The organism is Gottfriedia acidiceleris (genome assembly GCF_004138285.1).
Classification (GTDB): domain Bacteria; phylum Bacillota; class Bacilli; order Bacillales; family Bacillaceae_G; genus Gottfriedia; species Gottfriedia acidiceleris_A.
Genome location: NZ_SCFN01000004.1, coordinates 266,092 through 292,374, shown reverse-complemented (window position 1 = coordinate 292,374; position 26,283 = coordinate 266,092). Strand labels below are relative to the sequence as shown.

At 31.6% G+C, this 26,283-nt stretch carries 26 protein-coding genes and 1 pseudogene; 16 read left to right on the top strand and 11 right to left on the bottom strand.

The features are described from left to right. Window positions 1-50: 50 nt before the first annotated feature. A pseudogene (locus EP747_RS25330) lies at window positions 51-249 on the top strand (histidinol dehydrogenase); the annotation flags it as partial. A 291-nt stretch (window positions 250-540) separates the two neighbouring features. On the opposite strand, the gene EP747_RS08050 reads toward EP747_RS25330, so the two are convergent. Next, window positions 541-1,149, bottom strand: a complete 609-nt coding sequence (locus EP747_RS08050; protein ID WP_129689556.1) for a YitT family protein — start codon at window positions 1,147-1,149, stop codon at window positions 541-543. Between the two features lie 636 nt (window positions 1,150-1,785). On the opposite strand from EP747_RS08050, the gene adhE reads away from it, so the two are divergent. The 3 genes from adhE (at window position 1,786) to EP747_RS08035 (ending at window position 6,097) form a co-directional block, all read left to right on the top strand. Continuing rightward, window positions 1,786-4,389, top strand: coding sequence for a bifunctional acetaldehyde-CoA/alcohol dehydrogenase (adhE, locus tag EP747_RS08045; protein WP_129689368.1), 2,604 nt, complete (start codon window positions 1,786-1,788; stop codon window positions 4,387-4,389). A 99-nt stretch (window positions 4,390-4,488) separates the two neighbouring features. Then, on the top strand, window positions 4,489-5,397 hold the full coding sequence (locus EP747_RS08040; protein WP_129689366.1) for an RluA family pseudouridine synthase: 909 nt from the start codon (window positions 4,489-4,491) through the stop codon (window positions 5,395-5,397). A gap of 10 nt (window positions 5,398-5,407) precedes the next feature. Then, a complete protein-coding gene (locus tag EP747_RS08035; protein WP_129689364.1) occupies window positions 5,408-6,097 on the top strand; it encodes a copper homeostasis protein CutC in 690 nt (229 codons plus the stop codon). A 100-nt stretch (window positions 6,098-6,197) separates the two neighbouring features. On the opposite strand, the gene EP747_RS08030 is transcribed toward EP747_RS08035, so the two are convergent. Further along, window positions 6,198-7,010, bottom strand: coding sequence for a CAP domain-containing protein (locus EP747_RS08030; protein WP_129689362.1), 813 nt, complete (start codon window positions 7,008-7,010; stop codon window positions 6,198-6,200). Window positions 7,011-7,393: 383 nt separating this feature from the next. Here EP747_RS08030 and EP747_RS25325 point away from each other — a divergent pair, with 383 nt between their 5' ends. Next, complete coding sequence (locus tag EP747_RS25325; protein WP_419179290.1) at window positions 7,394-7,657, top strand: cyclic-phosphate processing receiver domain-containing protein; 264 nt, start codon at window positions 7,394-7,396, stop codon at window positions 7,655-7,657. A gap of 410 nt (window positions 7,658-8,067) precedes the next feature. Here the strand turns inward: EP747_RS25325 and EP747_RS08020 are convergent, their stop codons facing one another. The 6 genes from EP747_RS08020 to phaQ form a co-directional block, all read right to left on the bottom strand. Continuing rightward, complete coding sequence (locus EP747_RS08020; RefSeq protein WP_235832785.1) at window positions 8,068-9,174, bottom strand: SDR family oxidoreductase; 1,107 nt, start codon at window positions 9,172-9,174, stop codon at window positions 8,068-8,070. Between the two features lie 293 nt (window positions 9,175-9,467). Further along, window positions 9,468-10,832, bottom strand: coding sequence for an N-acetylglucosamine-specific PTS transporter subunit IIBC (gene nagE, locus EP747_RS08015; protein ID WP_129689360.1), 1,365 nt, complete (start codon window positions 10,830-10,832; stop codon window positions 9,468-9,470). A gap of 186 nt (window positions 10,833-11,018) precedes the next feature. Then, window positions 11,019-11,207, bottom strand: a complete 189-nt coding sequence (locus tag EP747_RS08010) for an alpha/beta-type small acid-soluble spore protein (RefSeq protein ID WP_129689358.1) — start codon at window positions 11,205-11,207, stop codon at window positions 11,019-11,021. Between the two features lie 90 nt (window positions 11,208-11,297). Next, window positions 11,298-11,741 (bottom strand): MaoC family dehydratase, encoded by a 444-nt coding sequence (locus tag EP747_RS08005; protein WP_129689356.1) that lies wholly within the window; start codon window positions 11,739-11,741, stop codon window positions 11,298-11,300. 61 nt (window positions 11,742-11,802) lie between these two features. Next, window positions 11,803-12,312, bottom strand: a complete 510-nt coding sequence (locus tag EP747_RS08000; protein ID WP_056474090.1) for a hypothetical protein — start codon at window positions 12,310-12,312, stop codon at window positions 11,803-11,805. 47 nt (window positions 12,313-12,359) lie between these two features. Further along, window positions 12,360-12,779, bottom strand: a complete 420-nt coding sequence (gene phaQ, locus EP747_RS07995) for a poly-beta-hydroxybutyrate-responsive repressor (RefSeq protein ID WP_129689354.1) — start codon at window positions 12,777-12,779, stop codon at window positions 12,360-12,362. A gap of 208 nt (window positions 12,780-12,987) precedes the next feature. Here phaQ and EP747_RS07990 point away from each other — a divergent pair, with 208 nt between their 5' ends. From EP747_RS07990 to EP747_RS07965, 6 genes are all read left to right on the top strand, one after another. Continuing rightward, the gene (locus EP747_RS07990) at window positions 12,988-13,500 is read left to right on the top strand and encodes a polyhydroxyalkanoic acid synthase subunit PhaR (protein ID WP_129689352.1); all 513 of its coding nucleotides are present in this window, start codon (window positions 12,988-12,990) and stop codon (window positions 13,498-13,500) included. A gap of 21 nt (window positions 13,501-13,521) precedes the next feature. Beyond that, complete coding sequence (locus EP747_RS07985) at window positions 13,522-14,265, top strand: 3-oxoacyl-ACP reductase (protein ID WP_165346932.1); 744 nt, start codon at window positions 13,522-13,524, stop codon at window positions 14,263-14,265. 63 nt (window positions 14,266-14,328) lie between these two features. Continuing rightward, window positions 14,329-15,393 (top strand): class III poly(R)-hydroxyalkanoic acid synthase subunit PhaC, encoded by a 1,065-nt coding sequence (phaC, locus tag EP747_RS07980; protein WP_098429934.1) that lies wholly within the window; start codon window positions 14,329-14,331, stop codon window positions 15,391-15,393. A gap of 150 nt (window positions 15,394-15,543) precedes the next feature. Beyond that, complete coding sequence (locus EP747_RS07975; RefSeq protein ID WP_235832797.1) at window positions 15,544-16,755, top strand: NAD(P)/FAD-dependent oxidoreductase; 1,212 nt, start codon at window positions 15,544-15,546, stop codon at window positions 16,753-16,755. Between the two features lie 98 nt (window positions 16,756-16,853). Continuing rightward, on the top strand, window positions 16,854-17,522 hold the full coding sequence (locus tag EP747_RS07970; RefSeq protein ID WP_129689347.1) for a DUF421 domain-containing protein: 669 nt from the start codon (window positions 16,854-16,856) through the stop codon (window positions 17,520-17,522). 24 nt (window positions 17,523-17,546) lie between these two features. Next, window positions 17,547-18,053 (top strand): DUF3189 family protein, encoded by a 507-nt coding sequence (locus EP747_RS07965; RefSeq protein WP_129689345.1) that lies wholly within the window; start codon window positions 17,547-17,549, stop codon window positions 18,051-18,053. A gap of 28 nt (window positions 18,054-18,081) precedes the next feature. Here the strand turns inward: EP747_RS07965 and EP747_RS07960 are convergent, their stop codons facing one another. Then, window positions 18,082-18,561, bottom strand: coding sequence for a spore coat protein (locus EP747_RS07960; RefSeq protein ID WP_129689343.1), 480 nt, complete (start codon window positions 18,559-18,561; stop codon window positions 18,082-18,084). A 233-nt stretch (window positions 18,562-18,794) separates the two neighbouring features. Here EP747_RS07960 and EP747_RS07955 point away from each other — a divergent pair, with 233 nt between their 5' ends. Further along, window positions 18,795-19,196, top strand: a complete 402-nt coding sequence (locus EP747_RS07955) for a DinB family protein (protein WP_165346912.1) — start codon at window positions 18,795-18,797, stop codon at window positions 19,194-19,196. 61 nt (window positions 19,197-19,257) lie between these two features. Here EP747_RS07955 and EP747_RS07950 read toward each other — a convergent pair whose 3' ends face one another. Together EP747_RS07950 and EP747_RS07945 are read right to left on the bottom strand one after the other, a co-directional pair. Continuing rightward, complete coding sequence (locus EP747_RS07950; RefSeq protein WP_129689340.1) at window positions 19,258-19,605, bottom strand: DUF3905 domain-containing protein; 348 nt, start codon at window positions 19,603-19,605, stop codon at window positions 19,258-19,260. 582 nt (window positions 19,606-20,187) lie between these two features. After that, window positions 20,188-21,930, bottom strand: a complete 1,743-nt coding sequence (locus EP747_RS07945; RefSeq protein ID WP_129689337.1) for a B12-binding domain-containing radical SAM protein — start codon at window positions 21,928-21,930, stop codon at window positions 20,188-20,190. Window positions 21,931-22,458: 528 nt separating this feature from the next. Here EP747_RS07945 and mtnB point away from each other — a divergent pair. The 4 genes from mtnB to EP747_RS07925 all read left to right on the top strand — a co-directional run bounded on the left by mtnB (window position 22,459) and on the right by EP747_RS07925 (window position 26,188). Beyond that, window positions 22,459-23,094 (top strand): methylthioribulose 1-phosphate dehydratase, encoded by a 636-nt coding sequence (mtnB, locus tag EP747_RS07940; protein WP_129689335.1) that lies wholly within the window; start codon window positions 22,459-22,461, stop codon window positions 23,092-23,094. A 459-nt stretch (window positions 23,095-23,553) separates the two neighbouring features. Continuing rightward, window positions 23,554-23,745 carry an aspartyl-phosphate phosphatase Spo0E family protein gene (locus EP747_RS07935; protein ID WP_129689334.1) on the top strand — a complete coding sequence of 64 codons (192 nt, stop codon included), beginning with the start codon at window positions 23,554-23,556 and terminating at the stop codon, window positions 23,743-23,745. 74 nt (window positions 23,746-23,819) lie between these two features. After that, the gene (locus EP747_RS07930) at window positions 23,820-24,266 is read left to right on the top strand and encodes a MarR family winged helix-turn-helix transcriptional regulator (protein ID WP_129689332.1); all 447 of its coding nucleotides are present in this window, start codon (window positions 23,820-23,822) and stop codon (window positions 24,264-24,266) included. 227 nt (window positions 24,267-24,493) lie between these two features. Then, complete coding sequence (locus EP747_RS07925; protein ID WP_129689330.1) at window positions 24,494-26,188, top strand: M3 family oligoendopeptidase; 1,695 nt, start codon at window positions 24,494-24,496, stop codon at window positions 26,186-26,188. Window positions 26,189-26,283: the final 95 nt, after the last annotated feature.

The following is a 26,283-nucleotide window of genomic DNA, read 5'->3' as shown; positions in this document are numbered from 1 at the left end:
TAGTATTTTGTAAATAGTATGATAAAAGACATTGGTAGGGGTGAAGTTCAATGTTTAAGTATTTTAAGTTTAAAATAAATGATACTGTTCAATTTGTAAAGAACGATGGTCATTTCTATCGAGTGATCGGGTACAGGATCGAAAAAAGTATTTATTTAAATGATGAGTACAGTAGCATTATATACGAACTCTTACGAGAATTTGATGGTCTTCAAGTTGACGCTGAAGAAGAAGAATTAGTAAGCGTATCGAACTTTGATGAATTCTACGGTTCAATGTTTGAAAAACTAGGCACATTTACAATTAAGTTTGCTAAAAAACAAGAAGAAGTAAAGAAAACAAACATCGGTGAAGCTTCATCAGTGGACGAGCTATTAGATAAATATAATGATTATCGAAGACTGGCAATACTATTCAAAGATTGTCTATACGATTTAGCTGCAGAAAATGTTCTAAATGAGCTCACCGATTTTTCTGAATCCAAAAAAGATTATATGCATTAAGGTTCAGACTGTTAACAACAAAAAAAGATTACATGCATTAAGCATGTAATCTTTTTTCATTAGTTTTAATTGTAACAGATTTTTTTTGAAATTTACTTTCATAGACCAATTCAGTTACTTTCGCACAGATTGCAACTGAAAGAATTGTATACCCTACTTCATTCCATGATAGATAAGTTAGTGAACAAAGAAGAATTACAGCGTCAAAAATAAAATATACTTTACCGATCGATATTTTTGATTTTTTGCTCATTATAATTGTTATTAAATCATCTCCACCAGTTGCACCGCCACTTCTTAGAATTAATCCTAAACCAAGTCCAGCGAAAATTCCACCTAAAATAGCGGGTATCCAAAGATGATTTCCAAAGTTAAATGTAATATTAGATGTTTTTTCAATAATAGAATAAAAAGCAGAAAATGAGATTGCTCCGATAGTAGTATTGATTAATAATTTTCTACCTAAATACAATCCAGCGGTCAAGATAATCGGAATATCGAGTAGCAAAGTTGTAATTGAAGGCGATATATTTAGTGCATTCTTTACTAATAAAGCAATACCAATAAATCCACCTTCAGCCAAATTATTTTGATAATGAAAATGATACAGTGTAGTGGCTAAAATAAATGAACCAATTAAAATCATTAAGGTCTCACCCAAACGATTGTTACTCATTGTTATTTCCTCTTTTCGTAGTTAGTAGTTAAAAAGTACAGCTTTAAACTAACTACGTACATATAGAGCTCGTAGTTAGTTTTTTATCTTTCTAACTACAAAGCTATATATCATTGAAGAAATAACATAATCGCCTGTCAACCATAGTTTCGCCTACCTTCAGTTTTATTTTAGAGTTCTTTTGGTTCTCTAAATAAAAACCGCTAAGTGTAGGATAAGTCTTTACGTTGCCAAATGCTCCTTCGAGCAATCATGGTTACACGTCCTTTTTTCCAGTTTTGTTAGAAAAATCTAACAGGTGAAAAATAAGTTCTATGAGAACTTATTCTTAATTTTATCATATGCGAAAATATTTGAAAAAAGAAAAGAATTAACAAAAATCTACAAAATGTTAGAAGTAGTGAATGGAATAAGTAGATAGGTAACATGTTTTGTTGAAAAATATGTGAAATATTTCACAAAATAGACATAGCTTTTTCAATAAAAAAGATATATATTATATTTGTAAACGAAATTGTGAAATTCTTCACAAATGTAAATGATAAATGGGACTTAATGAATCTAAAATAGGATTATTAATGTCCAACATCAGAGGAGGAGAGCCAAATGGCTGTTCAAGAAAAAATTGTCAATGAAATATGTAACGCTTCTGAAATGGTAAATGAATTAGTCGTAAAAGGACAAAAAGCATTAAGGGAATTTGAAAACTTTAATCAAGTTCAAATCAATGAAATTGTACATTCAATGGTTCTAGCAGGCTTAGATCAACATATGCCACTAGCAAAAATGGCAGTTGAGGAAACAGGGCGTGGAATCTATGAGGATAAAATTATTAAAAATATATTTGCTACAGAATATATATGGAATTCAATAAAAGATAATAAAACAGTTGGGATTATAAGTGAAGATCAACAAACTGGAATAACAGAAATTGCTGAACCTGTTGGGGTAATTGCAGGTGTCACTCCAACAACTAATCCTACATCAACAACATTATTTAAAGCAATTATTGCGATTAAAACAAGAAACCCAATTATTTTTGCTTTTCATCCTTCCGCACAAAAATGTAGTAGAGAAGCAGCAAGAATCGTTCGTGATGCGGCAATAAAAGCTGGAGCACCTGAAAACTGTGTACAATGGATTGAAGTACCATCTATTGAAGCAACTAAGTGTTTAATGAATCATGAAGGAGTAGCACTTGTTTTAGCAACAGGTGGTGCTGGAATGGTTAAATCGGCTTATAGTACAGGAAAACCTGCTTTAGGTGTTGGCCCTGGTAATGTACCATGCTATATCGAGAAATCTGCTGAAATAAAATGTGCAGTAAATGATCTTATTCTTTCAAAAACATTTGATAATGGAATGATTTGTGCATCTGAACAAGCAGTTATTGTAGATAAAGAAGTTTATGACGAAGTGAAGGCAGAGTTAATAGCAAATAATTGTTATTTTGCTACAAAAGCAGATAAAAAGAAATTAGAAAAGCTTGTCATAAATGAAACTACATGTGCTGTAAATGGTGACATCGTTGGTAAATCTGCATATGAAATAGCAGCGTTAGCTGGAGTAAATGTACCAGTAGAAACAAAAATTCTTATCGTTGAATGTAATAGCGTGGGTGCGAATGAACCTTTAACAAGAGAAAAACTAAGTCCGGTTTTAGCTGCAATTAAAGTAAATGGTAAAGAAGAAGGATTTAAACGTTGTGAAGAAATGTTAGAGCTTGGAGGATTAGGACATTCGGCAGTTATTCATAGTAATAATGAAGAAATTCAAAAAGAGTTTGGACTAAGAATGAAAGCTTGTCGTGTTATTGCAAATGCTCCTTCAGCACATGGTGGAATTGGGGATTTATATAACGCATTTATTCCTTCACTTACATTAGGCTGTGGATCGCACGGTAAAAACTCTGTATCGACTAATGTAACAACTGTACACTTATTAAATATAAAAAAATTAGGAAGAAGAAATATGAATATGCAATGGGTCAAACTGCCACCAAAAATTTATTTTGAAAAATATTCAACTCAATATTTAGAAAAAATGCCTAATATTAAAAAAGCATTTATTGTAACAGACGAAGCAATGGTTAAATTAGGTTATGTTGACGTAATTAAATATTATCTAGAAAAAAGACAAGAGAATATTCAGATTGAAATCTTTTCAGATGTAGAACCAGATCCTTCAGATGTTACTGTAATGAAGGGTGCAGATAGAATGTTATCATTTGAACCAGATACAATTATTGCTTTCGGTGGTGGGTCAGCTATGGACGCAGCCAAGGGTATGTGGATGTTTTTTGAGTACCCAGAAACTACTTTAGACGGACCTAAACAAAAATTCTTAGATATTCGAAAAAGAGCTTATAAATACCCTAAATTAGGTCGTAAAGCTCAGTTTGTAGCAATACCAACTACTTCTGGTACTGGTTCAGAGGTTACACCTTTTGCTGTAATTACTGATAAAGCTAATAATATTAAATATCCATTAGCTGATTATGAATTAACGCCTGATGTTGCAATTATTGACGCTCAATTCGTATCAACAGTTCCTAAAAGCATTACAGCAGATACAGGTATGGATGTATTAACACATGCAATTGAAGCTTATGTAAGTGTTCTAGCTAATGATTATACAGATGGATTAGCATTACAAGCTATTAAATTAGTATTTAAATATTTGCCTAAAGCATATGAAAATGGAAACGATTTTGAAGCACGTGAAAAAATGCATAATGCATCAGCTATCGCTGGTATGGCATTTGCAAATGCGTTCTTAGGAATTAACCACAGTTTAGCGCATAAAATTGGAGCGGAATTCCATATTCCTCATGGCAGAGCAAATGCAATATTAATGCCGCATGTAATAAGATACAATGCAAAAAAACCAACTAAGTTTACAGCATTCCCTAAATATAAACATTTCATTGCAGATGAACGATATGCTGAAATTGCTCGCTTCCTAGGTCTTCCTGCTGCAACTACTGAAGAAGGCGTTGAAAGTTTAATTACAGCAGTTATCAAGTTAGCTAAGGAATTAAATATTAATATGAGTATCGAGGCTCAAGGAATTACTGAAAAAGAATTTTTAGAAAAAGTTTCATATTTAGCTGATCGTGCTTTCGAAGATCAATGTACTACTGCAAATCCGAAGCTACCTCTAGTTAAAGAATTAGAAGAAGTTTATCTGAATGCTTTCAAAGGATGTTAATGAATTTAAATTTTTCATTAAGGAGCACCTAAACAGGTGCTTCTTTTTTGACTAATTATATTTTGATATAATAGTCATATTGAAAGTGGTGATTAAAAGATGGAGTTAAAGCAACAAAATCCATGGTTTAAGGTAATAATAGGCGTTGAGCATAAAAATCAAACAGTAGAGTCATATTTAAAAAATGTGTGGCAGTTTCCAAAGAAGTTGCTACACGAATTAAGGATGGCAAAAGGTTGTAGGATTAACGGAGAAATTAAATCTTGGAATACGATCCTTATAAGTGGAGACCAAGTTGAAATGCAATTGTTCATAGAGGAGGATTATGGTGTAATTCCACAGGAACAATCTATTGAGATTTGCTACGAAGACGAACATTTACTTATTGCAAATAAACCGTTTGGAGTCGACACACATCCGAATGAAAAAGGACAGTTAAATACATTAGCAAATGGGGTAGCATTTCATTTTCTAGAAAATGGATTAAAAACAAAAGTACGCCATATACACCGCCTCGATAAAGACACTACCGGTGGAGTCGTATTTGCTAAACATGCATTAAGTAGTGCAATTCTGGATTCGATGTTAAGTCAACGTAAAATAAAACGTACCTATACAGCTATAGTTGAAGGGAATGTTAAATCACCAAAAGGGACAATAAATGAAGCAATTGGAAGAGATCGACATCATCCTACTAGAAGAAGGGTTTCACCAAAAGGCGATAATGCAATTACACATTATAAAAAAATAAAATATATATCAAAGTTGAATGTAACGATATTAGAATGTCAGTTAGATACTGGTCGTACACATCAAATCCGAGTTCATTTAAGTTTTTTAGGTCATCCATTAATTGGAGATCTATTATATGGTGGGAAACAAAAATTATTGAATCGTCAAGGATTACACGCTAGTAATGTACAATTTACGCATCCTTTTACGAAAGATAGTTTATCCATTCATATCCCATTCCCGTCGGACATAAAACAAATACTTAACGAAAAGTGAGATGAATGAAATGTTATTAGAAGTAATTGCCACAAACGTAAAAGATGCAATAGATGCAGAAAGGTTTGGGGCAAATCGAATCGAATTAGTTACTGGAATAAAAGAGGGAGGATTGACTCCAAGTTATGCGACAATTAAACATGTTGTTCAAAGTGTCTCAATTCCAGTACATGTAATGATTCGACCACATAGTCGTTCTTTTTTATATGATCAGTATGATCAAGAAGTGATCTTAACCGATATTGATATATGTAATGAGCTCGGAGCAGCTGGTATCGTTTTTGGTGCCTTGACAAAAGATAATACAATTGATGAAGATCTTTTAAAAAAAGTAACAGCTCGAGTAAAAGATATGAACTTTACGTTTCATAGAGCAATCGATGAATCAAATGATCTGCTAACAGCTATTGATACATTAAAAAATTACTCTGAGATTACGCATGTATTAACATCTGGCGGTGTTGCTAGTGCTATTGATGGAAAAGAAACAATAAAAAATATGATCGAACTTACAAATAAATCGAATATTAAAATTTTAGCAGGAAGCGGATTATCCATTGAAAATGTATCAAACTTCATTGAATTTACGAATGTGGAAGAAATTCATTTTGGTTCTGGGGTTCGAAAAAATAACTCTGCAATTGAAGTAATTGATTCTTCTTTAATGGAAAGTTTGCGAAGAAGGTTAGTACGGGGATAAGGCAAATAATGTTGAATACATCAGAATTATTTGTACATAATAAAAAAGTAGTCCGCAAAAACGGACTACTTTTAATACAGCTTTATACAAATTTTATTTATTATTTACCGATAAATTGTTGAGTCCAAGCATTTGATCTTGAATCATAACCAACACCAATTTGAGTTAAGTTAGGATTTAAGATATTTGCACGGTGACCAGCACTGTTCATCCAAGCAGTAACTACTTCTTCAGGTGTTTTTTGACCTTTAGCAATGTTTTCTGCTGCATAGCTATAAGTGATTCCGAATTGTTTCATCATATCAAATGGTGATCCATAAGTCGGTGAAGTGTGATCAAAGTAATTTTTGTCAGTCATATCTTGTGATTTTAAACGAGCTGTTTTAGATAATGTTGCATTAACAGTAAATGGTTTTAAACCAGCTTTTGTACGTTCAGCATTTGTTAAATCAACTACTTTTGATTCATAGGCTGATAATGATGCTGAATTTGATGGTGTTGATGGTGTTTCAGTTGACGGAGTTGTTGGTTTAGATGGTGTAGTTGGTTCCGTCGGTTTTGTTGTTGGTGTTTCAGGTTTAGCCGGCGTTGTTGGAACTGTTGGTTGTGTAGTTCCTGGGTTTGCTGGCTTAGGTGTTGAAGCTTGTCCTAATTGTTGCTTAATAGCATCTTGAAGTTGCTTCATATCAATTCCATTGCTAGTAAATAATTTATTTAAATCGATTTTAATAGTACCATTTGAAGTTGCTAAGTTTGGTAGATTAAAATAATTGAATAAAGTATCATTTAAGTTGATATGTTGTGTATATGATTTAGTAGTATCCTTAGTAATAGTCGCTGCGTTTACTGCACCTACAGGAGCACCCACTAGTAGAGTAGCAGCCACAGTTGATAAAGTTACGATTTTTTTCATGTTCTTTCTCCTCCATTTGTTTGGTTATTGTCTCGCTGTACAAGTAATACTTTAGCATGAAAACGCATGACATAATTATGGGAAATAATGGGGAGCCAAATTTGAGGATTTTTTTGGTAGTACTGTTTTAGTACAGAAATAAAAAAAATCGTTGTTATGACAACTATTTTACTAGAATAATATTAAACCATTATCATAAATTTTTGCTTAAAATTTCCATTAAAAAAGTTTGAAGTTAAGAAAACGTCATATTTCCCCGTTATAATACAGGAAGAAAAATCCAGTTTTGTTGTTATCCAGTTACGAATGTAATCATTCTGTAATGAAAGTATTGAGGGTGAATTATTTATAGAAGATACCAGGCCAGTACCATCCAGTTTTAAATTGGTAAGATCCGTCCAGGAAGCATTAAAGAATGTAAACATCAACAAATTGAACAAATATCCCTAGATTATAATCTAGGATTTAGAAAAGAAAATGGATTAGACTTTATAAAGAGGTTTATTGCAGAAGGTTATTATGTAATGCATATAAATCTACATAGCGCATACTTATGGAAAATGAAAAAATCATTAATAATAGAAGAAAAGATACAAAACACTAAAATTATAAAGAGCATTTCAGTAGTTAAAAATATTATGAACTAATTTGAGAAAACAAGTTCAATTTATTAGGTTATAAATTAATGTTCGATATTAATTAACCTACAAACTGTTTAATAAAGATCATGTTATTTTACTCTAAGTAAAGGCTATTTGATTAGGTATTTATTATATACTTTTTTTGATGAATAAGTTGATTGGAACGGAAGGATGCTCGACTCCTATGGGAGAAGCGGGAAGGCTGAGACCCCGCAGGCGGCGCCGAGGAGGCTTAGGTCTCGCCCCATGGAAAGCGAGCATACTGTAGTGGAAATCAACCTCATCCTTCTCCTTTACGAAAATTTGGTAATTAATTGACAAGATTGTTTTTCAACAGTTTGAAAGGACACTAATTATATTAGTGTCCTTTCAACTTTTCCTTCCTATATATAGGAAGAGAAATCACATAACCTGTTTTATTTAATTAATACATGCTTCTCTATTACTGTCTTATGCACTTTATAATAATTTGTAATAACAGGAAGTATATCTTTAAAGTCCGGACATTTAATACTTGTGTTTTGTAGATCAGTTAAGGTATTAATACAATCATATTCGGATTTACAATTAAAATAAGATAAAACTTCTTTTTCAACTTTAAGTAATCGTCTAATAAATGGGATAGAAAGGAGAGGACTAATAAATTTAATTGGAATAATTCCTACGGTAGTTTTGTTTAAATAACAGGAAAGAAAGTCTTTATAAACATCTTGTACAGGGTAAGGAGAGGGATCTGTAATTTGATAAGTTTTGTTAACTCCGATTTCTGCATGACTCAAATAGTATACAGCATTAATTAAATAGTCGATGGGAACGAAATTACAATAAGCATCGTCTTTACCAATTCGTGGTATAGGTAAATAGCGAAGTTTTGTGAAGAAATTTAAAATGAAATATGGTCCATCAAATTTACTTGTCTCACCAGTTTCTGAATGTCCAACTACAATTCCAGGTCTTATGATGGTGATTGGAAGTTGAGTTTTTAGTTTCTCAACTTCTATTTCAGCATAATACTTCGTTTCTTCATAAAAGTTTTTAAATGTTTGTCCCATTTCTAATTCATGTTCATAAATTCTTCCTTCACGAGTTCCCGATACATAGCTAGTACTAAAATAGGTGTAACGCTTCAAAGATTTCAGTTTAAGTGCAAATTCATTTACGTTTATTGTTCCTTTCACATTTACTTCATATGCAATTTTTTTAGGAACAGCAAGGTCGTAAATTGCAGCTAAATGAAATAAGTCCGTTATATTATTAATAAGTATATTAAGGTTTTTTAGGCTGAGTCCAAAGTTTTTCTGGGTAATATCACCACTTAAAAGTTCTATTTTTAAAAGAGTGTAATCTGGATACTTTTGATCTAATGTAAATAAAAAGTCTCGGCATTGTTTTTCAGTATTAGGAAGAATGAGTAAATAAATTTTTTGAAAAGACATTTCATTATCAAGAATTTTGAGGAGCAAATGCTTCGAAATAAATCCAGGAAATCCAGTAATAAAGTACGTTTTTTCTATTCTAACCACCTACTTTATGTAAATTAAATCTCTTTGTTTATTTTATTAAAGAAATATTCATTTAATGTAATATTCCATCCTTTATATTATAGGTATTTTGATCTGTCATACATCTGCTTTTTACCGACTTCTGACCCTTTATGAGTAAGTCAGATACATGTATTAGCTTATATAGTTACTTATAAACCGATTATAAATATGTTTCCTTCAAGTATTACCTTTTTCAACAACTCATGAATCCTTTAATTGAGTAAAGTAAGCATGAAAAAAGCTTGCCCATATGGACAAGCTTTAAATTTCAATTATTTAACTTGTTTTTTCAAGTCTTCAGCAACAAACTCTACGTTTGTACCTACAACTACTTGTACGTTTTTATCGTCTAATTTAATAACTCCACGAGCACCTGCTTTTTTAAGAAGTGCTTCATTTACTTTAGAAGCATCTTTTACTTGTAAGCGTAAACGAGTTGTACAGTTATCAATATTTGTTAAGTTTTCTTTTCCACCTAGAGCTTGTAGGTATAATGAATCACCAATTTCAGTTGTTACTTCATCAGTTTCAACTTCTTCGTCTTCACGACCTGGTGTTTTAATATTAAATTTCTTAATTGCGAAGTAGAACACGATAAAGTAAATTACTCCAAAGATTAAACCGATTAGGATTAACAGAATTGGTTTAGTTGCAATATTGTAGTTCAGAATGTAGTCCATAAAACCAGCTGAGAATGTAAAGCCATCTTTAATTCCTAAAGCATTTACGATACCCATTGATAAACCAGTTAAGATTGCATGGAAAGTATAAAGTACTGGAGCAATGAACATGAATGCAAATTCGATTGGTTCAGTAATACCTGTTAAGAAAGATGTTAAAGCAAGACCAATAAACATACCTGCTACAGTTTTACGTCTTTCTGGTTTTGCAGCAGCGATCATTGCAAATGCAGCAGCTGGAAGACCAAACATCATAATTGGGAAGAAACCAGTCATGAATGCACCAGCAGATTTGTCACCAGCGAAGAATCTGTTTAAGTCACCGTGAACTAATTTACCAGCAGCATCAGTAAAGTCACCTAAGTTGAACCAGAAAATTGTATTTAATACGTGATGTAATCCTAATGGGATTAAAATACGGTTTAAGAAACCGAATACTGCAGCTCCGATTGGACCGATATCAATAATCCAGTTACCAACTGAGTTAATTGCATCTTGAATTGTTGGCCATACATAACCAAATATTCCTGCTAATACAAGCATAGTAGCTGACGTTATAATTGGAACGAATCGTCGTCCACTAAAGAATCCTAACCATTCAGGTAATTTAATACCACTGAAACGGTTGTAAAGAAGACCAGCTACAACCCCTGTAATAATACCACCAAGGGCAGCCATATTAATATCTTTATTTATCGTAGTTGTTCCTGCAGTTAATACGAAGTAACCGATTGCACCTGCAAGACCAGCGGCTCCATTTCCATCCTTTGAAATACCGATTGCAACACCGATTGCAAAGATTAATGGAAGATTAGAGAAAATTGCATTACCAGCAGCCGCCATAAACGGAATGTCTAGTAGATCTGGTTGTCCAAAGCGCAGTAAAAGTCCTGCAGCTGGAAGGACAGCGATTGGAAGCATTAATGCTTTACCAATACGTTGTAAGAAACTAAGCATATTATTTTCCCTCCGAAAATTATTATAATGATTACGCTTTCAATATTAACCTAAAAGTTTTAACTTGTCTATACAACTAGTTAAGATAAAAATGCTATTTTCTTCCAAAAAAATTAAAAATAAAAAGGGAAGAATCAAATCTCCCCCCTATATTAAGCCATGTTATATAGTTTGTTGTTACTTCAATCAAAGACCCTTTAAATGACTTTGCGCTTGAGCAATTAAACGTTTAGTGATTTCGCCACCAACTGAACCGTTTGAACGTGCAGTTGTATCGGATCCTAAAGTTACACCAAATTCGTTAGCGATTTCGTATTTAAATTGATCAAGTGCTTGTTCTACACCTGGAACTAATAATTTATTGTTTCTAGTCATGATTATCTCCCTTTCTGTAAGTAATAGCTTACAATTCTATTTTTTACATTTAGGATTTTCTCATGCTTGGTAAATACAGTCATATTAGGGTTATGTTAACTTTTTAACCAACGCTGAGCCTTCAACGACAAGTACATTTTCTTGATTATATACATTTGTTTGAAGTGTTAATAATTTTTTATCATCTCTTTTACGTACAACACTGACGATCACTTTAATTGTGTCATTAATTTTTACTGGTGCTTTGAAAAATACTTCTTGAGATAGGTAGATGGTGTTTTTGCCGGGTAGTTTAGTACCTAGTACTGAGGAAATAAAGCTGCAAATCAACATGCCATGTGCAATTCTTTCTTTAAAGATGCTTTCTTTTGCAAAATCATCTAATAAGTGAATTGGATTTACATCTGTTGAAATTGCAGCAAATTGTTCAATTAACTCTGCAGTAATTTTAATTTCAAGAGTAGCTTCGTCACCAACTGAAATGGAGTCAAAATGAACTTCCTGTACATGTCTTGCACTTTCGAAAACATTCATTTTGTTTCATCCTCTCCTTGATGAAATGCCTAGCTAATCAAGAGAATTGGTTAAATATTGATTATAGTTTTGTGAATGAGAATTCTTGTAAGTTTTTAAACCAATCTTCTTGAGTTTTTTGGAACTGTTGATACATGTTCGTCCAAGCAGTGTAAGGTGTGTTATTTAATGGTTGTTTAAAAAATTGTTGAAAAAATTGTTGTTGTTGATTTGAAAATGTACTCATAGCTTGAAAAAACGATTGATATGGGTTTTGATTCATATTTGTCCATAAAGACTGGAATGGAGCAAACTGATCAAATAATTTTTTCCAAGTTTTTTCATAAGTCTCTTGATTAATTGTAGGCTTAATTTCATTTAATAACTTAATCATTTCTTGGAACTGCTCGTAAGACTCTTGTTGTTGTACTTGTACTTGCTCATTTAACGTTTTCCATTGTTTTGCTTGTTCTTGAAATAAAGACTCTGTCCATTGTTGAATTTGTAATTGATTGTCTAACAAATATTGAAGCATTTTTTGAAAATTCTCAGCTGCAAGTTCAGTTTGTAATTCGATTGTTTTTTCAGTCATTAGTGTTTCCTCCAAAAAAATTTATTATTGAATGCATTGCTGCAATTTCAATCATCTTTAAAACTTTGATCAGAGTTGCTAAATGGAAAGAATGAATTTGTGTAAATCGAAAAAAATGTTTGGAGCATCTGATTATATTGAGTAAATGAATTATGACAAGTTTTTAGATATTCCTCTCCGGCATCTGTAATTGAGTAAATTCGCTTTGCCGGACCTTCCATTCCATATTCCCAACTAGATTTAATATAACTTTCTTTTTCAAGTTGTCTTAGAATCCGATAAACATTACTTGAATCAAGCGTAGTAAAACCTAAATCAAATAATACTTGCATTAATTTATAGCCATGCATATTCCATTGCTTAAGGCTAAGAAGTAGAAAGGGAACTAAGAAGTTTTTAGGCAATGTGATCGATTCGGAAGTATCGTGTTTATTTTTTTTACTTGTTTCCTTTTCATTTGTTGTCATAAAGTTATGTTCCCCCCTATATCGTAGTAATGGAATCATCATCCCTTAGGTGTAATTTACACTTAGTTAAATTTATTGTCAATGTATTTTAAATATAATGAATATTAAAAAACAAATTTCGACACGAGATGTAGAAATATCGCGAAAACATTGGATTGTTTTGTCGTTAGCTTGTTTTCTATACTTAAAAGTAGTGAGGGGGATTAACATGTCAGAGCAAAATTATTCAGATCCATTGAAAATGTGGAAGCAAATGTATGATGTAAATGAAAAATACTTTGGAAAAATGATGAACGAATATGTTCAGAAAGAAGAATTTTCCGAGTGGATGGGTTCTGTAATAGATTTTAATCTATTCTGTAAAAAGATATTGAATGATCAATCAAAAACCTTCTTAGAGGCTTCAAATATTGCTTCTAAAGATGATATCGCAAATGTAGCTAGCTTAGTGATTAATTTAGAATCGAAAGTAGATACATTAGAAGATCAATTATTTTTAGATTCCCAACCTGAGTTAGATGTAGCAACATTGAAAAAAGAGTTAGACATTGTGACAGTTAAACGAGAACTTACAAAATTGAAAGCTGAAACCAAATCAATTCATCAACAAGTTAGTGAATTAAAGTCTTCAATGGAAAACATTGAACAACTAAAGTCTTCAATGGCTAACATTGAACAACTTTTACAACAATTAACTACTAAACAACCAACAAAACAATAATTAGTTAAAAAAGGAGAAATGATAATGGATTTAGTAAATCGTGTAGCGATCGTAACAGGTGGAGCAAAAGGGATTGGAAAAGGTATAGCACTTGCTTTAGCAGAGAAAGGCGCAAAAGTTGTAATCAATTATAATAATAGTGAAGCACACGCAAAAGCAGTGGTAGATGAACTTTTTGAAAATGGTTATGAAGCGTTAGCAGTGCAAGCTAATGTTGCTGAATTAGATCAAGCGAAAGCATTAATTGATCGTACGGTTGAGCATTTTGGACGATTAGACATTATTGTTAATAATGCTGGTATTACTAGAGACCGTAGTTTCAAAAAACTAAGTGCAGAAGATTGGCATGAGGTTATTGATGTGAATTTAAGCAGTGTTTATAACACATGTAATTCTGCTTTACCACATCTACTTGAATCTGATAACGCTCGTATCGTTAATATTTCATCAGTTATTGGTCAGGCAGGCGGATTCGGCCAAACAAACTATTCTGCTGCAAAAGCTGGTATGATTGGATTTACTAAATCTTTAGCACTTGAATTAGCAAAAACAAACGTTACAGTAAATTCTGTATGTCCAGGATTTATTGAAACTGACATGGTAAACGAAATTCCAGAAAATGTAAAAGAGCAAATTAAATCAAGAATACCAAAAAGAAGATTTGGTACTGTAGAAGAGATTGCTAAAGCTGTTGTTTACTTATGTGAAGGTGGAGAGTACATTACTGGTCAACAGATTAATGTAAATGGCGGACTTTACGTTTAAGTCTTACTTGTAGATGACCTTTTTTTAAGATCAAAAGGGGGGAAAAGTGTGTTTAATTCACAAATGTTAGAAGAAGCTACGGAATCGCTTCCGAGCGGATTAAAAGAATCATACAAAAGATTAAAGAAAACTGCAGATATTCTTATAAAAGAGGGAGAACCTTTAGTAGGGCAATCTCCTAAAGAAGTGATTTGGACTAAAAATAAAAGTAAATTATATCATTATATTCCAACGACAAAAAAGGTAAAAAAGACTCCAATCCTTCTTATCTATGCTTTAATTAATAAACCGTATATTCTTGATTTAACAAAGGGGAACTCTTTTGTTGAGTATCTTGTTAATGAAGGATTTGATGTTTATTTATTAGATTGGGGAACTTTTGGTCATGAAGATCGTCATTTGAAATTTGACGATATTATTCATGACTATATTGCAAAAGCGGTAAATAAGGTTCTTCGTTTTTCAGGTGCAAAAGAATTATCAATGTTAGGATATTGTATGGGTGGTACTTTAACAAGTATTTATGCATCACTTTATGAAAATGCACCAATTAAAAACTTAATTTTTGTAACTAGTCCATTCGATTTTTCAGATACTGGATTATATGGTGCATTTTTAAATGAAAAATACTTTGCACTTGATAAAGCTGTTGATACATTAGGGAATATTCCTCCTGAAATGATCGATTTTGGTAACAAAATGTTAAAACCAGTTACTAATTTTGTTGGGCCTTATGTAACATTATTGGATCGCTCTGATAATACAAAATTTATTAAATCGTGGCAGTTAATGCAAAAATGGGTTACAGATGGTATTCCATTCCCAGGTGAAGCATATCGCCAATGGATCAGAGAGTTTTACCAGCAAAATAAATTATTAAGCGGTGACTTAGAAATTAGAGGAAGAAAAGTAGATGTTTCTAACATTAAAGCTAATGTTTTAAATATTTCTGCTACGAAAGACCATATTGCGATGCCTTGCCAAGTTGAAGCATTAAATGAGCATATTTCTAGCGTAGATAAGCAGTATGTTTCGATTCCATCGGGCCATGTATCAATCATGTTTGGACCTGTCTCATTAAAAACGACATATCCAACAATTGGTAAATGGTTAGCTGAAAGATCATAATTTCAGTAGATTTCTAGAAATCCTATCGTATTTAAAATTTTTTATATTACGTTAAAAAATCTCACTTTTAAAAAAGTGGGATTTTTTTTATTCAACTGACAAAAACTACCTTAAATATAATCTGTAGAAAGGAGAATAGACGTGAAAAGTATGAGCGGAGTCTTGTATTGGCCAACGACTTACACTGAATCGCATCCCGAGCTTGAAAATATAAAACCACTCGATGAAGATCTAGATTGTGATTTTGTAATAGTTGGGGGTGGTGAATCAGGAAGTTTATGTGCATATTTCTTAAGTCAAACGGGAGCTAAAGTTATATTACTAGATAAACGAAAAAAAGTTGTACAGGGAAGTACTAGTGGAAACACGGGGCTCTTACAATATTCAAATGACAAAACTTTAAATTCGTTTATTAATTCATATGGAAAAGAAAAAGCTGTCCGTCATTATCAATTATGTGTAGAGGCAATTAAAGGTCTTGAAGATGTGTCAAAAACAATTGATATTAATCCTGATTTTATAAAAAGAAAAAGTTTATACTATGCTAGTAATTTAGATGGTAAAGAAATGATTGATTTGGAATATAAAACATTAAAAGAAAATGGTTTCAATGTTGAACGATTTACAAAATCGCAAATTGAAGAAAAGTTTAATTTTTCGAAAGAAGTTGCACTTTATTCAGGGGATGATGCTGAAGTAAATCCATATAAATACGCACACGGCCTACTTTTATATGCTCTGAAACGAGGATTGAAGGTGTATTCGGATACAGAGGTAACTCGGATTATTGGTACGGATGAAGGGGTACAATTATTTACTAAAAATAAACATACGATTCGAGCAAAAAAAATTATTTTTGCTGGAGGCTATGAATCCTTAGAAGTAAAAAGTGAGAAAAATGCTGTTTTAACTTCAACGTTTGCGATTGCAACCCAACCCCTTATTGAGAATAACAATGCATGGTATGAAAATTGTTTAATTTGGGAGACGGCAAGACCATATTTATATCTTCGGACTACAGTTGATGGGAGAATAATTGTCGGAGGACTTGACGAACCTACAATAATACCAGAAAAACGTGAATCTATGTTATTTCATAAAAAAGACCAGCTTATAAAAAATTTAATAGATTTGTTTCCTAATTATAAAGATGCTAAGCCAGAATATTATTGGACTGGTACATTTGGAGGAACACATTCTGGATTACCAATGATTAGACAATACGATGAATATCCTAATTGCCTTTTTTTAATGGCCTATGGTGGCAATGGAACTGTTTATAGTTATATATTAGCTAAAATATTAAAAGATCTAGTTACTGTCGGTTCTCATCCAGACGCATATCTTTATATGGATAATTAAAATTTAATTAGAATGATGATCAAATACCAATTTTATGTATAAAAAGAGTAAAGTAGTAAGAAAATTTAATAGGTAATAAAAATTTAGGAGTGTATTACATGAGTTATCATGAAATGTTTACTGAGTTGTTTTTAGGATATATAGCTCTTTTTATTGTCGTTAAAATTAATGGGAAAACACAAATTACGCAAATAACGCCATTTGATTTGATTTCCTCACTAGTGTTAGGAAATATACTAGGTGATGGAATATATGATAAAGAAGCAAATCTACCAAAAATTCTTTTTAGTATTTTTATTTGGGGTGCATTAATATTTGTTACTGAGGTCTTAACACAAAAGTCAATGTGGGCTAGAAAGTTCTTAGAAGGTGATGCTTCAGTTGTTATAAAACACGGAGCAATTCAATGGAAAGAATTGAAAAGGAATCGTTTGGACACTGATCAATTGATGCAATTACTAAGAGCAAAGGATACTTTTGCAGTCAGTGAAGTTGCGTATGCTATTTTAGAAAATGACGGTACGATTAGTGTCTTGAAGAAATCAAATTTCGATACGCCTACTAAACAGGATTTAAAAATTCAAATGGAAAAAGAATTTTTACCTATAGTCGTAATTAGTGATGGAAAAATAATTAAAAGAGCTCTTAACTCGCTGAAAAAAGACGAAAAGTGGGTACATAAAAAACTTTCTGAGTCAAATTTATCACTTAAACAAGTGTGCTTTGCAGAATGGGATTCAAAGCAATTACATTTACATACGTATTAATATAAAAATTTGAGGATGAGATAAATGAAATACTATATTTATTACTGTTTTGGAGGAACACATTCTTCACCTTTGGCTGCTGCATATCATTTAAAGCAATTACCACTTGATCGCCAGCCGACAACAGAAGAAGTAAAGAATACCTACCTATTTAATAAACTAAAACCAAAAGATGGTGGAAAACTATTTTATCACGGTGAAGACGAAAATGGAGACCAAGTGTATACAGTAGCAAAAAGATATACTAAAAATGTGCCGACAGCGATTGAAAGTTTAGGTAAAATCTTATTAAATGAAGAAGACAAAATTATTTTATCAAGTACATCGCCAACAGTACCATTAGCTATGACTCTTGGTGGTTTTACATCAAGATTTTTGCATATCGATTTTATTGGGGTACCATTACTTGTATTAGGGGCTAAGCAAACTTATCTTAATTTGATAAAATTAGTTGAAAATACGAAAAGATATCACAACATAGCTGCTGAAAAGGTCACAGACTTATCTAATAAAAACTTCAACAAAGATTAAAAAATGGACGTTATATTACGTCCATTTTTTAATACGGCATATTTAAGACGTCCATAGCTTTTTTAGCATCGTTTTCGATTAACTTATTAATATTAAATACGGAATATTGACCTTGTTTTGATAAATAGCTAAAAATTTGAGTATGCAAATTGTTTACGGATACTAGGTGCTTAATAAATAAATTATTTAAGTCAGGAGTAGCTGTTTCTGTAAGTGCATGCGCATACATTTTTGTTAATACTTTTGTTGCTGATAATAAATCTTCAGCACTCATTTCGCTTGCTAATTTATCGCTTGCTACATCCCTTTCTCCAATTGTAATATTGCTCATAAATTTAAGTAAATCCCGTAAGTTATTTTCAAATAATGTAATAGAAGTTTTATATAATTCTTTTAATCCTGAATCTTTTATATTTTTTATATTTGTTTTAAGCTTAAATAAATAGTAAGTAGTTGTAGCAACAATTTCATGTAATTCTAATGTTTCATGCCAAGCCAATGTTCTCAATCATATCCCTCCTCTATTGTACAAGCCTATTCAGTAGGAAGGGGTTATATGACTAATAAAAAAAGGTAGAGGCCATTTTAGGAAAGGAGGGAAAGGGAGAAGGTTGGAAATTATTCAGGGATTGACGAGAACATTCCAATTCGAAAAGATTCTGCCATTCTTTTCCCGCCCAACTTATGTATATAGAAAATGTGATTCATCAGTTGAGTTTATGTGTAAAGAGTGTTTTAGAAATGATTGATTTAATTAATGAGGAAGATTTAAATTTTCGACCGGTTGATGAGAAGAAATCGATTGGGGAGTTAGTCCAGCATCTATGTGAGCTTATTGGGGCGGATATTGAAATTATGAGCGGTGCTAGTCAAGAAATGATGGCTAATTACTATACCGTAGTTGAATGTAAATCACTAGTTGAAATGAAAAGTTTATTACAAAAAAACTTTCATGAATTAAAGGAATTCTATTTTAATATGAAAGAAAATGATTTAGTTGAAAAAACTACTTCATATTGGGGTCTTCAATATTCTAAATTCGAATGGTTACTAGAGATTTTAGTCCACTTCACACACCACAGAGCGCAATTACATATGCTACTAGTCCAAAAAAAGGGAGATATTAATATCACACTATTTTAAAGAAAAAGTAGGGGATAGAAGAAATGATCATTTCATCCTATCCCCTAAATCTTGCACTTTATTAGTCTTTGGTTTCGTGCTGTGGATGCATAAATTGTTTTGCAGGTTGTTCACGCTTTCTTGATTCTAATAGGTCGGTGTTTTCTGCACTTGCCCAACCAATATCATTTGTTGGATGGACCCATTCGTCACCTGCCATAACTGATGGATCAACATCGTCAGACCAATTATTTAATGGAGAGTTAGGAGAGCTATACTTACTGTCTCCAATAACTACACCCTTTGAATTTACAAAAGGTTCTTCCATTTTGATGTCTGTTCCTTTAAAAGAAGGAAAATTTGAAATATGGGGTAAAGTATCATGCATTACCGGTGAATCTATTTCGGTTTTGTCATTTTTTCTCTTCATTATATATCACCTCTACTTACAAATTATTATTTGCTATTTAGTGAATTCAATACAAAAGGACAATATTAAAAAATATTGTCCTCAAGAGTGTTGAAATATATTGTAGTCAAAATTGAAAAATACAAACATTTAATAAATTTCTATAAAAAATAGTCTATTTATTATTGTTTTATCTGTAATCTTATTGATAAACAAGTGATTTTGGTTGATATATAAATATTTTAACTAACTTGCAGAAATTAAAATATCTTCTTTTTTGACGATCAATATTTGTAAACCGTCATCATAAGTTACAATTTGATAAATAAAGGGTAATTCGTTCAATTGACTAGTCAATTGTTTTTAAGATTATTATTTTTTTATAAAGAAGTTGATTGGAACGAAAGGGTGCCAGGCTCCTATGGGAGAAGCGGGAAGGCTGAGACCCCGCAGGCGGCGCCGAGGAGGCTCAGGTCTCGCCCATCCTGTAGTGTAAATCAATATGACACAGCTTACTTATCAATGATCAATCCAACAATTTCATTGACAAATTCTTTTTTTAACAGCAAGAGGACAATATTAAAAAATATTGTCCTCTTCCACTTATACTTCAATTGTAAAAAATGAAGGCGATAATGTTTTAGGTGAGAAATAAACTAGCATCGCATAATTACCAGTTCTATACTCTCCAGTTAGTAAGAAATGATCGATATCAAATGAAAGTGATTCAATCATTGTATGCTTATAGATTTCTTTTTCGTTTAAATTAAGTGAAATAAAATCTGAACCTAAATATTCAGGATTTTCGATAATTCGTTTATAAATTTCCTTCGCAAAATCATGGTTTGTTACTTCGTCCCACCATGGTTTACGCGGTTTATATTTATGATTTAAGTAATAATCAATTTTCATAATATCTTTAACGATTGTATCGTTTTTAATTTGATATTGAGTTAAAAACTCATTTAGACGCTTAAATAAATCTTCAAGCTGGTGGCCGATTCTTGACCAACCTCTTTCTTCCCAATATGAACCAAATAATTGGAAGAAATCAAATGGACTTTCAAACTCATTTTTGATTAAATATTCAATCGTACTATTTGTTCGATGGTCATTCCAATATTTTTCTAGTACGTCTTCAACTTGCTTAATTTTTACAATATCATCGAATGATAGTACATTATTACCTAATACTTCGTACGGGGCATAATCCATATATATATAATCATGTTCATGCGCTCTTAATCGTACTCCAGTTCCTCTTAGCATCTTTAAGAACCCTAGTTGCAGCTCTTCTGGCCTTAAAGCAAAAACGTCATTGAATGTTTGACGAAATGAATTGTAATCCTCTTCAGGTAAACCAGCAATTAAATCTAAATGTTGATCTATTTTTTCGCCATCTCGTACAAGTGTGACAGTTCTGCAAAGCTTTTCAAAGTTTTGTCTTCTCATAACTAGTTCGTTTGTAGCATCATTTGTAGACTGAACACCTATTTCAAATCGGAATAAGCCTTTTGGTGCATTTTGATTTAAAAATTCGATGACTTCTGGTCGCATAATATCACCAGTAATTTCAAACTGGAATACTGTTCCTTCCACATGTTCGTCAATTAAAAATTGGAACATATCCATTGCATAACTACGACTTATGTTAAAAGTTCTGTCTACGAATTTAAAAACCTTCGCTCCGTTTGCCATAAGGTAACGAATATCATCTTTGATAACCTCTCGATTAAAATATCGAACCCCAACTTCAATAGAAGATAAACAAAACTGGCAATTAAATGGGCAACCTCGGCTTGTTTCGATATATTGAATTCTTTTACTTAAAAAAGGTAAATCTTCTTTAAAGCGATAAGGTGAAGGAATAGTTGTTAAATCTATTTTTTCGGTTTGTGGTTTAATGATATTTTTTCCTTCATCACGATAACCAATGCCATTTATGGAAGTGAAATCATTTCCATTTTCAATAGCTTTAATTAATTTCTTAACGGTAATTTCTCCTTCACCAATCGTAATGATGTCAATTTCCTTTACGCGATCTAGCCAATAATTCACATCATAGCTTACTTCTGGTCCGCCAACAAAAATAATAACTGAAGGATCAATTTTTTTATACATACGAATCACTTCAATTGTTTGTTCAATATTCCAAATATAGCAGCTAAAGCCAAGAATTTTTGGCTTGCGCTTATATAAGTCTGTGATGATATTAAGACTTGGGTCTTTAATTGTATATTCAGCAAGCTCTATATAATATTCAGGCTGAGCATAAGCTTTAATGTATCGAATACCCAAATTAGTATGGATATATTTTGCATTTAATGTTGCTAAAACAATGTTCATTTATATACCTCGTTCTAAATTATTATCGATTTATTTTATCATAAAATATTGAGATTACTAAATTTTCAAAAGCGAAATAGAAAATGAATGAAGAAATTAAACAAAATCAATTCAGGGGGAAGTATTTAGAAGAAGATACGGACTAAAATAACCTAATAAATAAGTTGAATCTTGCTCGATTTTATAGTAGATTTTCTTCACATTTTTTATAAAAAAGACATATGATTTACTAAATACAAAAAAGTTTCCTTAGGGAAAGAAAGGATAAACAAATGAGTAGGAAAGTTTTATTTTTTACGTATTTATGTAATAAAATAGGAGTCTTGTCAAATCAGGATGTAAAAAAAGTACTAAATCATTAATTACTATCAAAAATGGATAAAGGTTGTAGAAAATTGATGATTGTTCATTTGCTTAGAACTATTGACAATAAAGACCGACACATGACATAATTTTATTAAATAGTATGAATAGTTTGAATTTTTAACGGTGTCCAAATAGATAGTCTAAATAAGTGGAGGTGTAAATATGAGTTTATTTTTAGAACAATGGAAGAAGCTTGCGAATATTAAATGTGATTTGGCTAAAAGAGATTGGTTTTATGGTACGAGTGGAAACTTGTCTATGAAAATTTCAGACGATCCATTATTATTTCTTGTAACAGCTGATGAGAAGGATAAGAGAGCACGCTGTGATGAAGAATTTATTGTAGTTAATAACCTTGGTGAACCAGTATTTGATACGGTATTAAAGCCATCACTTGAAACATTGGTTCATGCAAATATTTACGAAAAAACATCTGCTACTTGTGTGCTCCATGTACATACTGTAGATAATAATGTTATTTCTGAATTATTTGGTGATGAGGGGCAGGTAGAACTTGAAAATAACGAAATGATTCATATATTAACAAGTTCTTATTTTGAAAATAAAATAACAGTTCCAATCATTGAGAATGCACAAGACATGGAAACGTTTAAACATGCATACACTCCATTTTTAACAAAGGATTTTGGGGCTGTTCTTGTTAGAAATCACGGGATCACTGTTTGGGGAAGAAGTCCACTAGAAACGAAGAAGTGGCTTGAAGGAATTGAATTTCTAATAAGTTATAAAGTAAAACTAATGATGATTCAAGGTCATAAAATAAAAGCAGGCAACTAAATAGAAGCGAAATAAGCTGAAATAGTAGTGGTAAATAAATTCCATTACATTTCAGCTTTTTTATTTTATAATAAAATTATACTATTTTTGAAAAGTGATCATTTCTAGTGGGTTGAATAAAATTTTGTTAGAGTATACTGTATATAAAGGAATTAAAAAATACTATTTGTTCATAGCTAAAATTTACTAAACTTTAGATAAAGTGCCTATAGAATTTTACCTAAATCAAAATTAAATCATTTTAAGCAGGATTTAATAAAAAGTCGTCTAATTTATTAAGTAAGAACAATAGATAAAAGAGCTATTTCATAAAAAAAATAAACCTACTAGGTAATTTTGCTTAGTAGGTTTCATATTGTATCTATTTTAAATAATTTAGTTAGAATGAATAATAGTAACTAATTCGAAGATTAATGAAAAGGTTTGTTAAAAAACATCCTGTAGAAGGGAATCAGTCTAATGAATGAATATCAACTCAGCCGTTTATTATTATCTATTTCATTAAAAAGGGAAGAAATGGTATTTTTTGCGGAAACTAAAGGGATAAACGAACATTTGACCTTAAAGGCCAGTCAAGAATTGGACGAGTTAATTATTTCATACCAAAAAAAATTGCTAACGGAATTAAATAAGTCATTTTCATTGAAATAATCTTAAGAATGATTAATAAGTGTAAAATAATAATATAGAATGAACTATGTAAAAGAAATTGAAGGGGTATTATTATGGAAGAGACAAATAGAAAAGATATAGAGCTTTCTTTAAAGCTATTTATTGTATTATCGAGAGCACATAGAAAGATAAATGATTCTGCAAACAAATCAATTGCTAGTTTTAATTTAAATCCAACTGAATTTGCAGTACTAGAGCTCTTGTATCACAAAGGAAACCAACCACTTCAACATATTGGAGAAAAAATATTAATTGCAAGTGGAAGTATTACTTATGTAGTAGATAAACTTGAGAAAAAGGGTCTAGTTTATCGAAATCCTTGTAGTGCAGATCGTCGAGTAATCTATGCAGAAATAACTGATAGTGGAAATAAACTGATGGAAGAAATATTTCCTGTGCACGAAGAATTTTTACATGAGCAAATGAGTGATCTATCTAATGAAGAAAAAAATTTCCTAATTCACTTATTGAAGAAAATTGGATACCATGGGTCTAACTAAAAAAGCTCTCATTTGATGGAGCTTTTTTTTATTTTTTGAACAATTATCTTTTAAATTATTTTTCTATAAACACTTATTAATGCTGTTAAAAACTAGTTTCTCAGCAATTATATTGTATGATTCTAAGTGAATAATTTTTAAATTTTCAGAAATTTATTTAGATTTAGGTTTTTTTACAAGGAGATTTTTTATATAATAGCAATATCACAAAAAATGGAGGGATTAACATGGGTTTTCAAGATTACCAGTATTCTAGACCAAATATTAAGAACTTTGGGGAACAATTTAAACGTTCACTTCAAAATTTTTATGATGCTTCAACTGTCTATGAACAAGAATTAGCAATGAATGAAATCAATGATTTAAGAAATGAATTTTCAACAATGGAAAATTTATGTGCAGTTCGCCATTCAGTTGATACAAACGATAAGTTTTATGAAGATGAGCAAGCGTTTTTTGATGAGAACACTCCAATTGTTCAATCATATGGGCAACAATATTATAAAGCATTAATCGGTTCTCCATTTAGAGAGCAACTTGAAGAAAAATATGGCCATCAATTATTTGCTTTAGCTGAATGTGAAGTGAAAATTTTAAGTGAAGAAGTAATTCCAGATTTACAGGAAGAAAATAAACTAACGACTGAATATGCTAAGTTAGTAGCAGCAGCTAAACTTTCGTTTTATGGTGAAGTGAAAACGTTAGCACAAATTTCAGCACATTTCGAGGATAAAGATCGAGAGGTTAGAAAGACAGCTTACGATACATACTTTGGATACTTCTCGGAGAATCAGGATAAATTTGATGAGATTTACGATAAATTAGTAAAAATCCGAACTCGTATTGCAAACAAACTTGGTTTCTCAAACTTTATTGAACTAGGATATGCTCGTATGATGAGGACGGATTACGATGCAAATGATGTTAAGAAGTTTAGAGAGCAAGTTCTTGAAACAATTGTTCCAATCGCTACCGAATTAAGAGAACGACAAGCTAATCGAATTGGTGTAGAACAACTTTATTACTATGACGATAAATTCGAATTTGTAACTGGTAATGCAACACCTAAAGGTAGTCCTGAGTGGATTATTGAGAATGGTAAAAAAATGTATGATGAATTATCGAAAGAAACAAGTGAGTTTTTCAATTTTATGTTAAAGGAAAATTTACTAGATTTAGTTGCTAAGGAAGGAAAACAAGGTGGGGGATATTGTACTTATATTCCAAACTATAAAGCTCCTTTTATTTTCTCGAATTTTAACGGAACATCTGGTGACATTGACGTACTAACACATGAAGCTGGTCATGCATTCCAGGTTTATGAAAGTCGTAAATTTGAAATACCTGAGTATAACTGGCCAACTTACGAGGCGTGTGAGATTCATTCAATGAGTATGGAATTTTTCACATGGCCTTGGCAAGAAGAATTCTTTAAGGAAGATACACAAAAATATTATTTTACACATTTAAGTAGTGCAATTACTTTTATTAGTTATGGTGTGGCAGTAGATGAATTCCAGCATGAAATCTACGCAAATCCTGAATTAACACCTGAGGAACGCCACGGACTTTGGAAGAGCATAGAAGAAAAATATTTACCTCATCGAGCAAATGATGGAAATAGTTATTTAGAAAAAGGTGGTTTATGGCAAAGACAGGGGCATATTTACCAATCACCATTCTATTATATTGACTATACATTAGCTCAAATTTGTGCATTACAATTTTGGAATAAAATGCATGAAGATCGAAGTTCAGCGTGGTCCGATTATGTTGGACTTTGCCAATTAGGAGGAAGTAAATCATTTTTAGGCTTAGTTAAAGAGGCTAAACTTGAATCTCCATTTAATGATGGCTGTATTGAGGAAACACTAGAACCTGTTAGAAAATGGCTAGCAGGAGTTAACGATCAAAGTTTATAAGGAATTGGAATTACTCCGACTATTTAAAAGTCGGAGTTTTTTTATCTAGAAATGAATGAGTTAGAAAGTTTAGGTTAAGAAGAATGTCAAGATAA

Excerpts from the sequence above, each read along its gene's own strand:
- EP747_RS08050 (WP_129689556.1), bottom strand. The coding sequence starts at position 1,149 with ATGATTTTAATTGGTTCATTTATTTTAGCCACTACACTGTATCATTTT.
- adhE (WP_129689368.1), top strand. The coding sequence starts at position 1,786 with ATGGCTGTTCAAGAAAAAATTGTCAATGAAATATGTAACGCTTCTGAA.
- EP747_RS08040 (WP_129689366.1), top strand. The coding sequence starts at position 4,489 with ATGGAGTTAAAGCAACAAAATCCATGGTTTAAGGTAATAATAGGCGTT.
- EP747_RS08035 (WP_129689364.1), top strand. The coding sequence starts at position 5,408 with ATGTTATTAGAAGTAATTGCCACAAACGTAAAAGATGCAATAGATGCA.
- EP747_RS08030 (WP_129689362.1), bottom strand. The coding sequence starts at position 7,010 with ATGAAAAAAATCGTAACTTTATCAACTGTGGCTGCTACTCTACTAGTG.
- nagE (WP_129689360.1), bottom strand. The coding sequence starts at position 10,832 with ATGCTTAGTTTCTTACAACGTATTGGTAAAGCATTAATGCTTCCAATC.
- EP747_RS08010 (WP_129689358.1), bottom strand. The coding sequence starts at position 11,207 with ATGACTAGAAACAATAAATTATTAGTTCCAGGTGTAGAACAAGCACTT.
- EP747_RS08005 (WP_129689356.1), bottom strand. The coding sequence starts at position 11,741 with ATGAATGTTTTCGAAAGTGCAAGACATGTACAGGAAGTTCATTTTGAC.
- EP747_RS08000 (WP_056474090.1), bottom strand. The coding sequence starts at position 12,312 with ATGACTGAAAAAACAATCGAATTACAAACTGAACTTGCAGCTGAGAAT.
- phaQ (WP_129689354.1), bottom strand. The coding sequence starts at position 12,779 with ATGACAACAAATGAAAAGGAAACAAGTAAAAAAAATAAACACGATACT.
- EP747_RS07990 (WP_129689352.1), top strand. The coding sequence starts at position 12,988 with ATGTCAGAGCAAAATTATTCAGATCCATTGAAAATGTGGAAGCAAATG.
- phaC (WP_098429934.1), top strand. The coding sequence starts at position 14,329 with ATGTTAGAAGAAGCTACGGAATCGCTTCCGAGCGGATTAAAAGAATCA.
- EP747_RS07975 (WP_235832797.1), top strand. The coding sequence starts at position 15,544 with ATGAGCGGAGTCTTGTATTGGCCAACGACTTACACTGAATCGCATCCC.
- EP747_RS07970 (WP_129689347.1), top strand. The coding sequence starts at position 16,854 with ATGAGTTATCATGAAATGTTTACTGAGTTGTTTTTAGGATATATAGCT.
- EP747_RS07965 (WP_129689345.1), top strand. The coding sequence starts at position 17,547 with ATGAAATACTATATTTATTACTGTTTTGGAGGAACACATTCTTCACCT.
- EP747_RS07955 (WP_165346912.1), top strand. The coding sequence starts at position 18,795 with ATGATTGATTTAATTAATGAGGAAGATTTAAATTTTCGACCGGTTGAT.
- EP747_RS07950 (WP_129689340.1), bottom strand. The coding sequence starts at position 19,605 with ATGAAGAGAAAAAATGACAAAACCGAAATAGATTCACCGGTAATGCAT.
- EP747_RS07945 (WP_129689337.1), bottom strand. The coding sequence starts at position 21,930 with ATGAACATTGTTTTAGCAACATTAAATGCAAAATATATCCATACTAAT.
- mtnB (WP_129689335.1), top strand. The coding sequence starts at position 22,459 with ATGAGTTTATTTTTAGAACAATGGAAGAAGCTTGCGAATATTAAATGT.
- EP747_RS07935 (WP_129689334.1), top strand. The coding sequence starts at position 23,554 with ATGAATGAATATCAACTCAGCCGTTTATTATTATCTATTTCATTAAAA.
- EP747_RS07930 (WP_129689332.1), top strand. The coding sequence starts at position 23,820 with ATGGAAGAGACAAATAGAAAAGATATAGAGCTTTCTTTAAAGCTATTT.
- EP747_RS07925 (WP_129689330.1), top strand. The coding sequence starts at position 24,494 with ATGGGTTTTCAAGATTACCAGTATTCTAGACCAAATATTAAGAACTTT.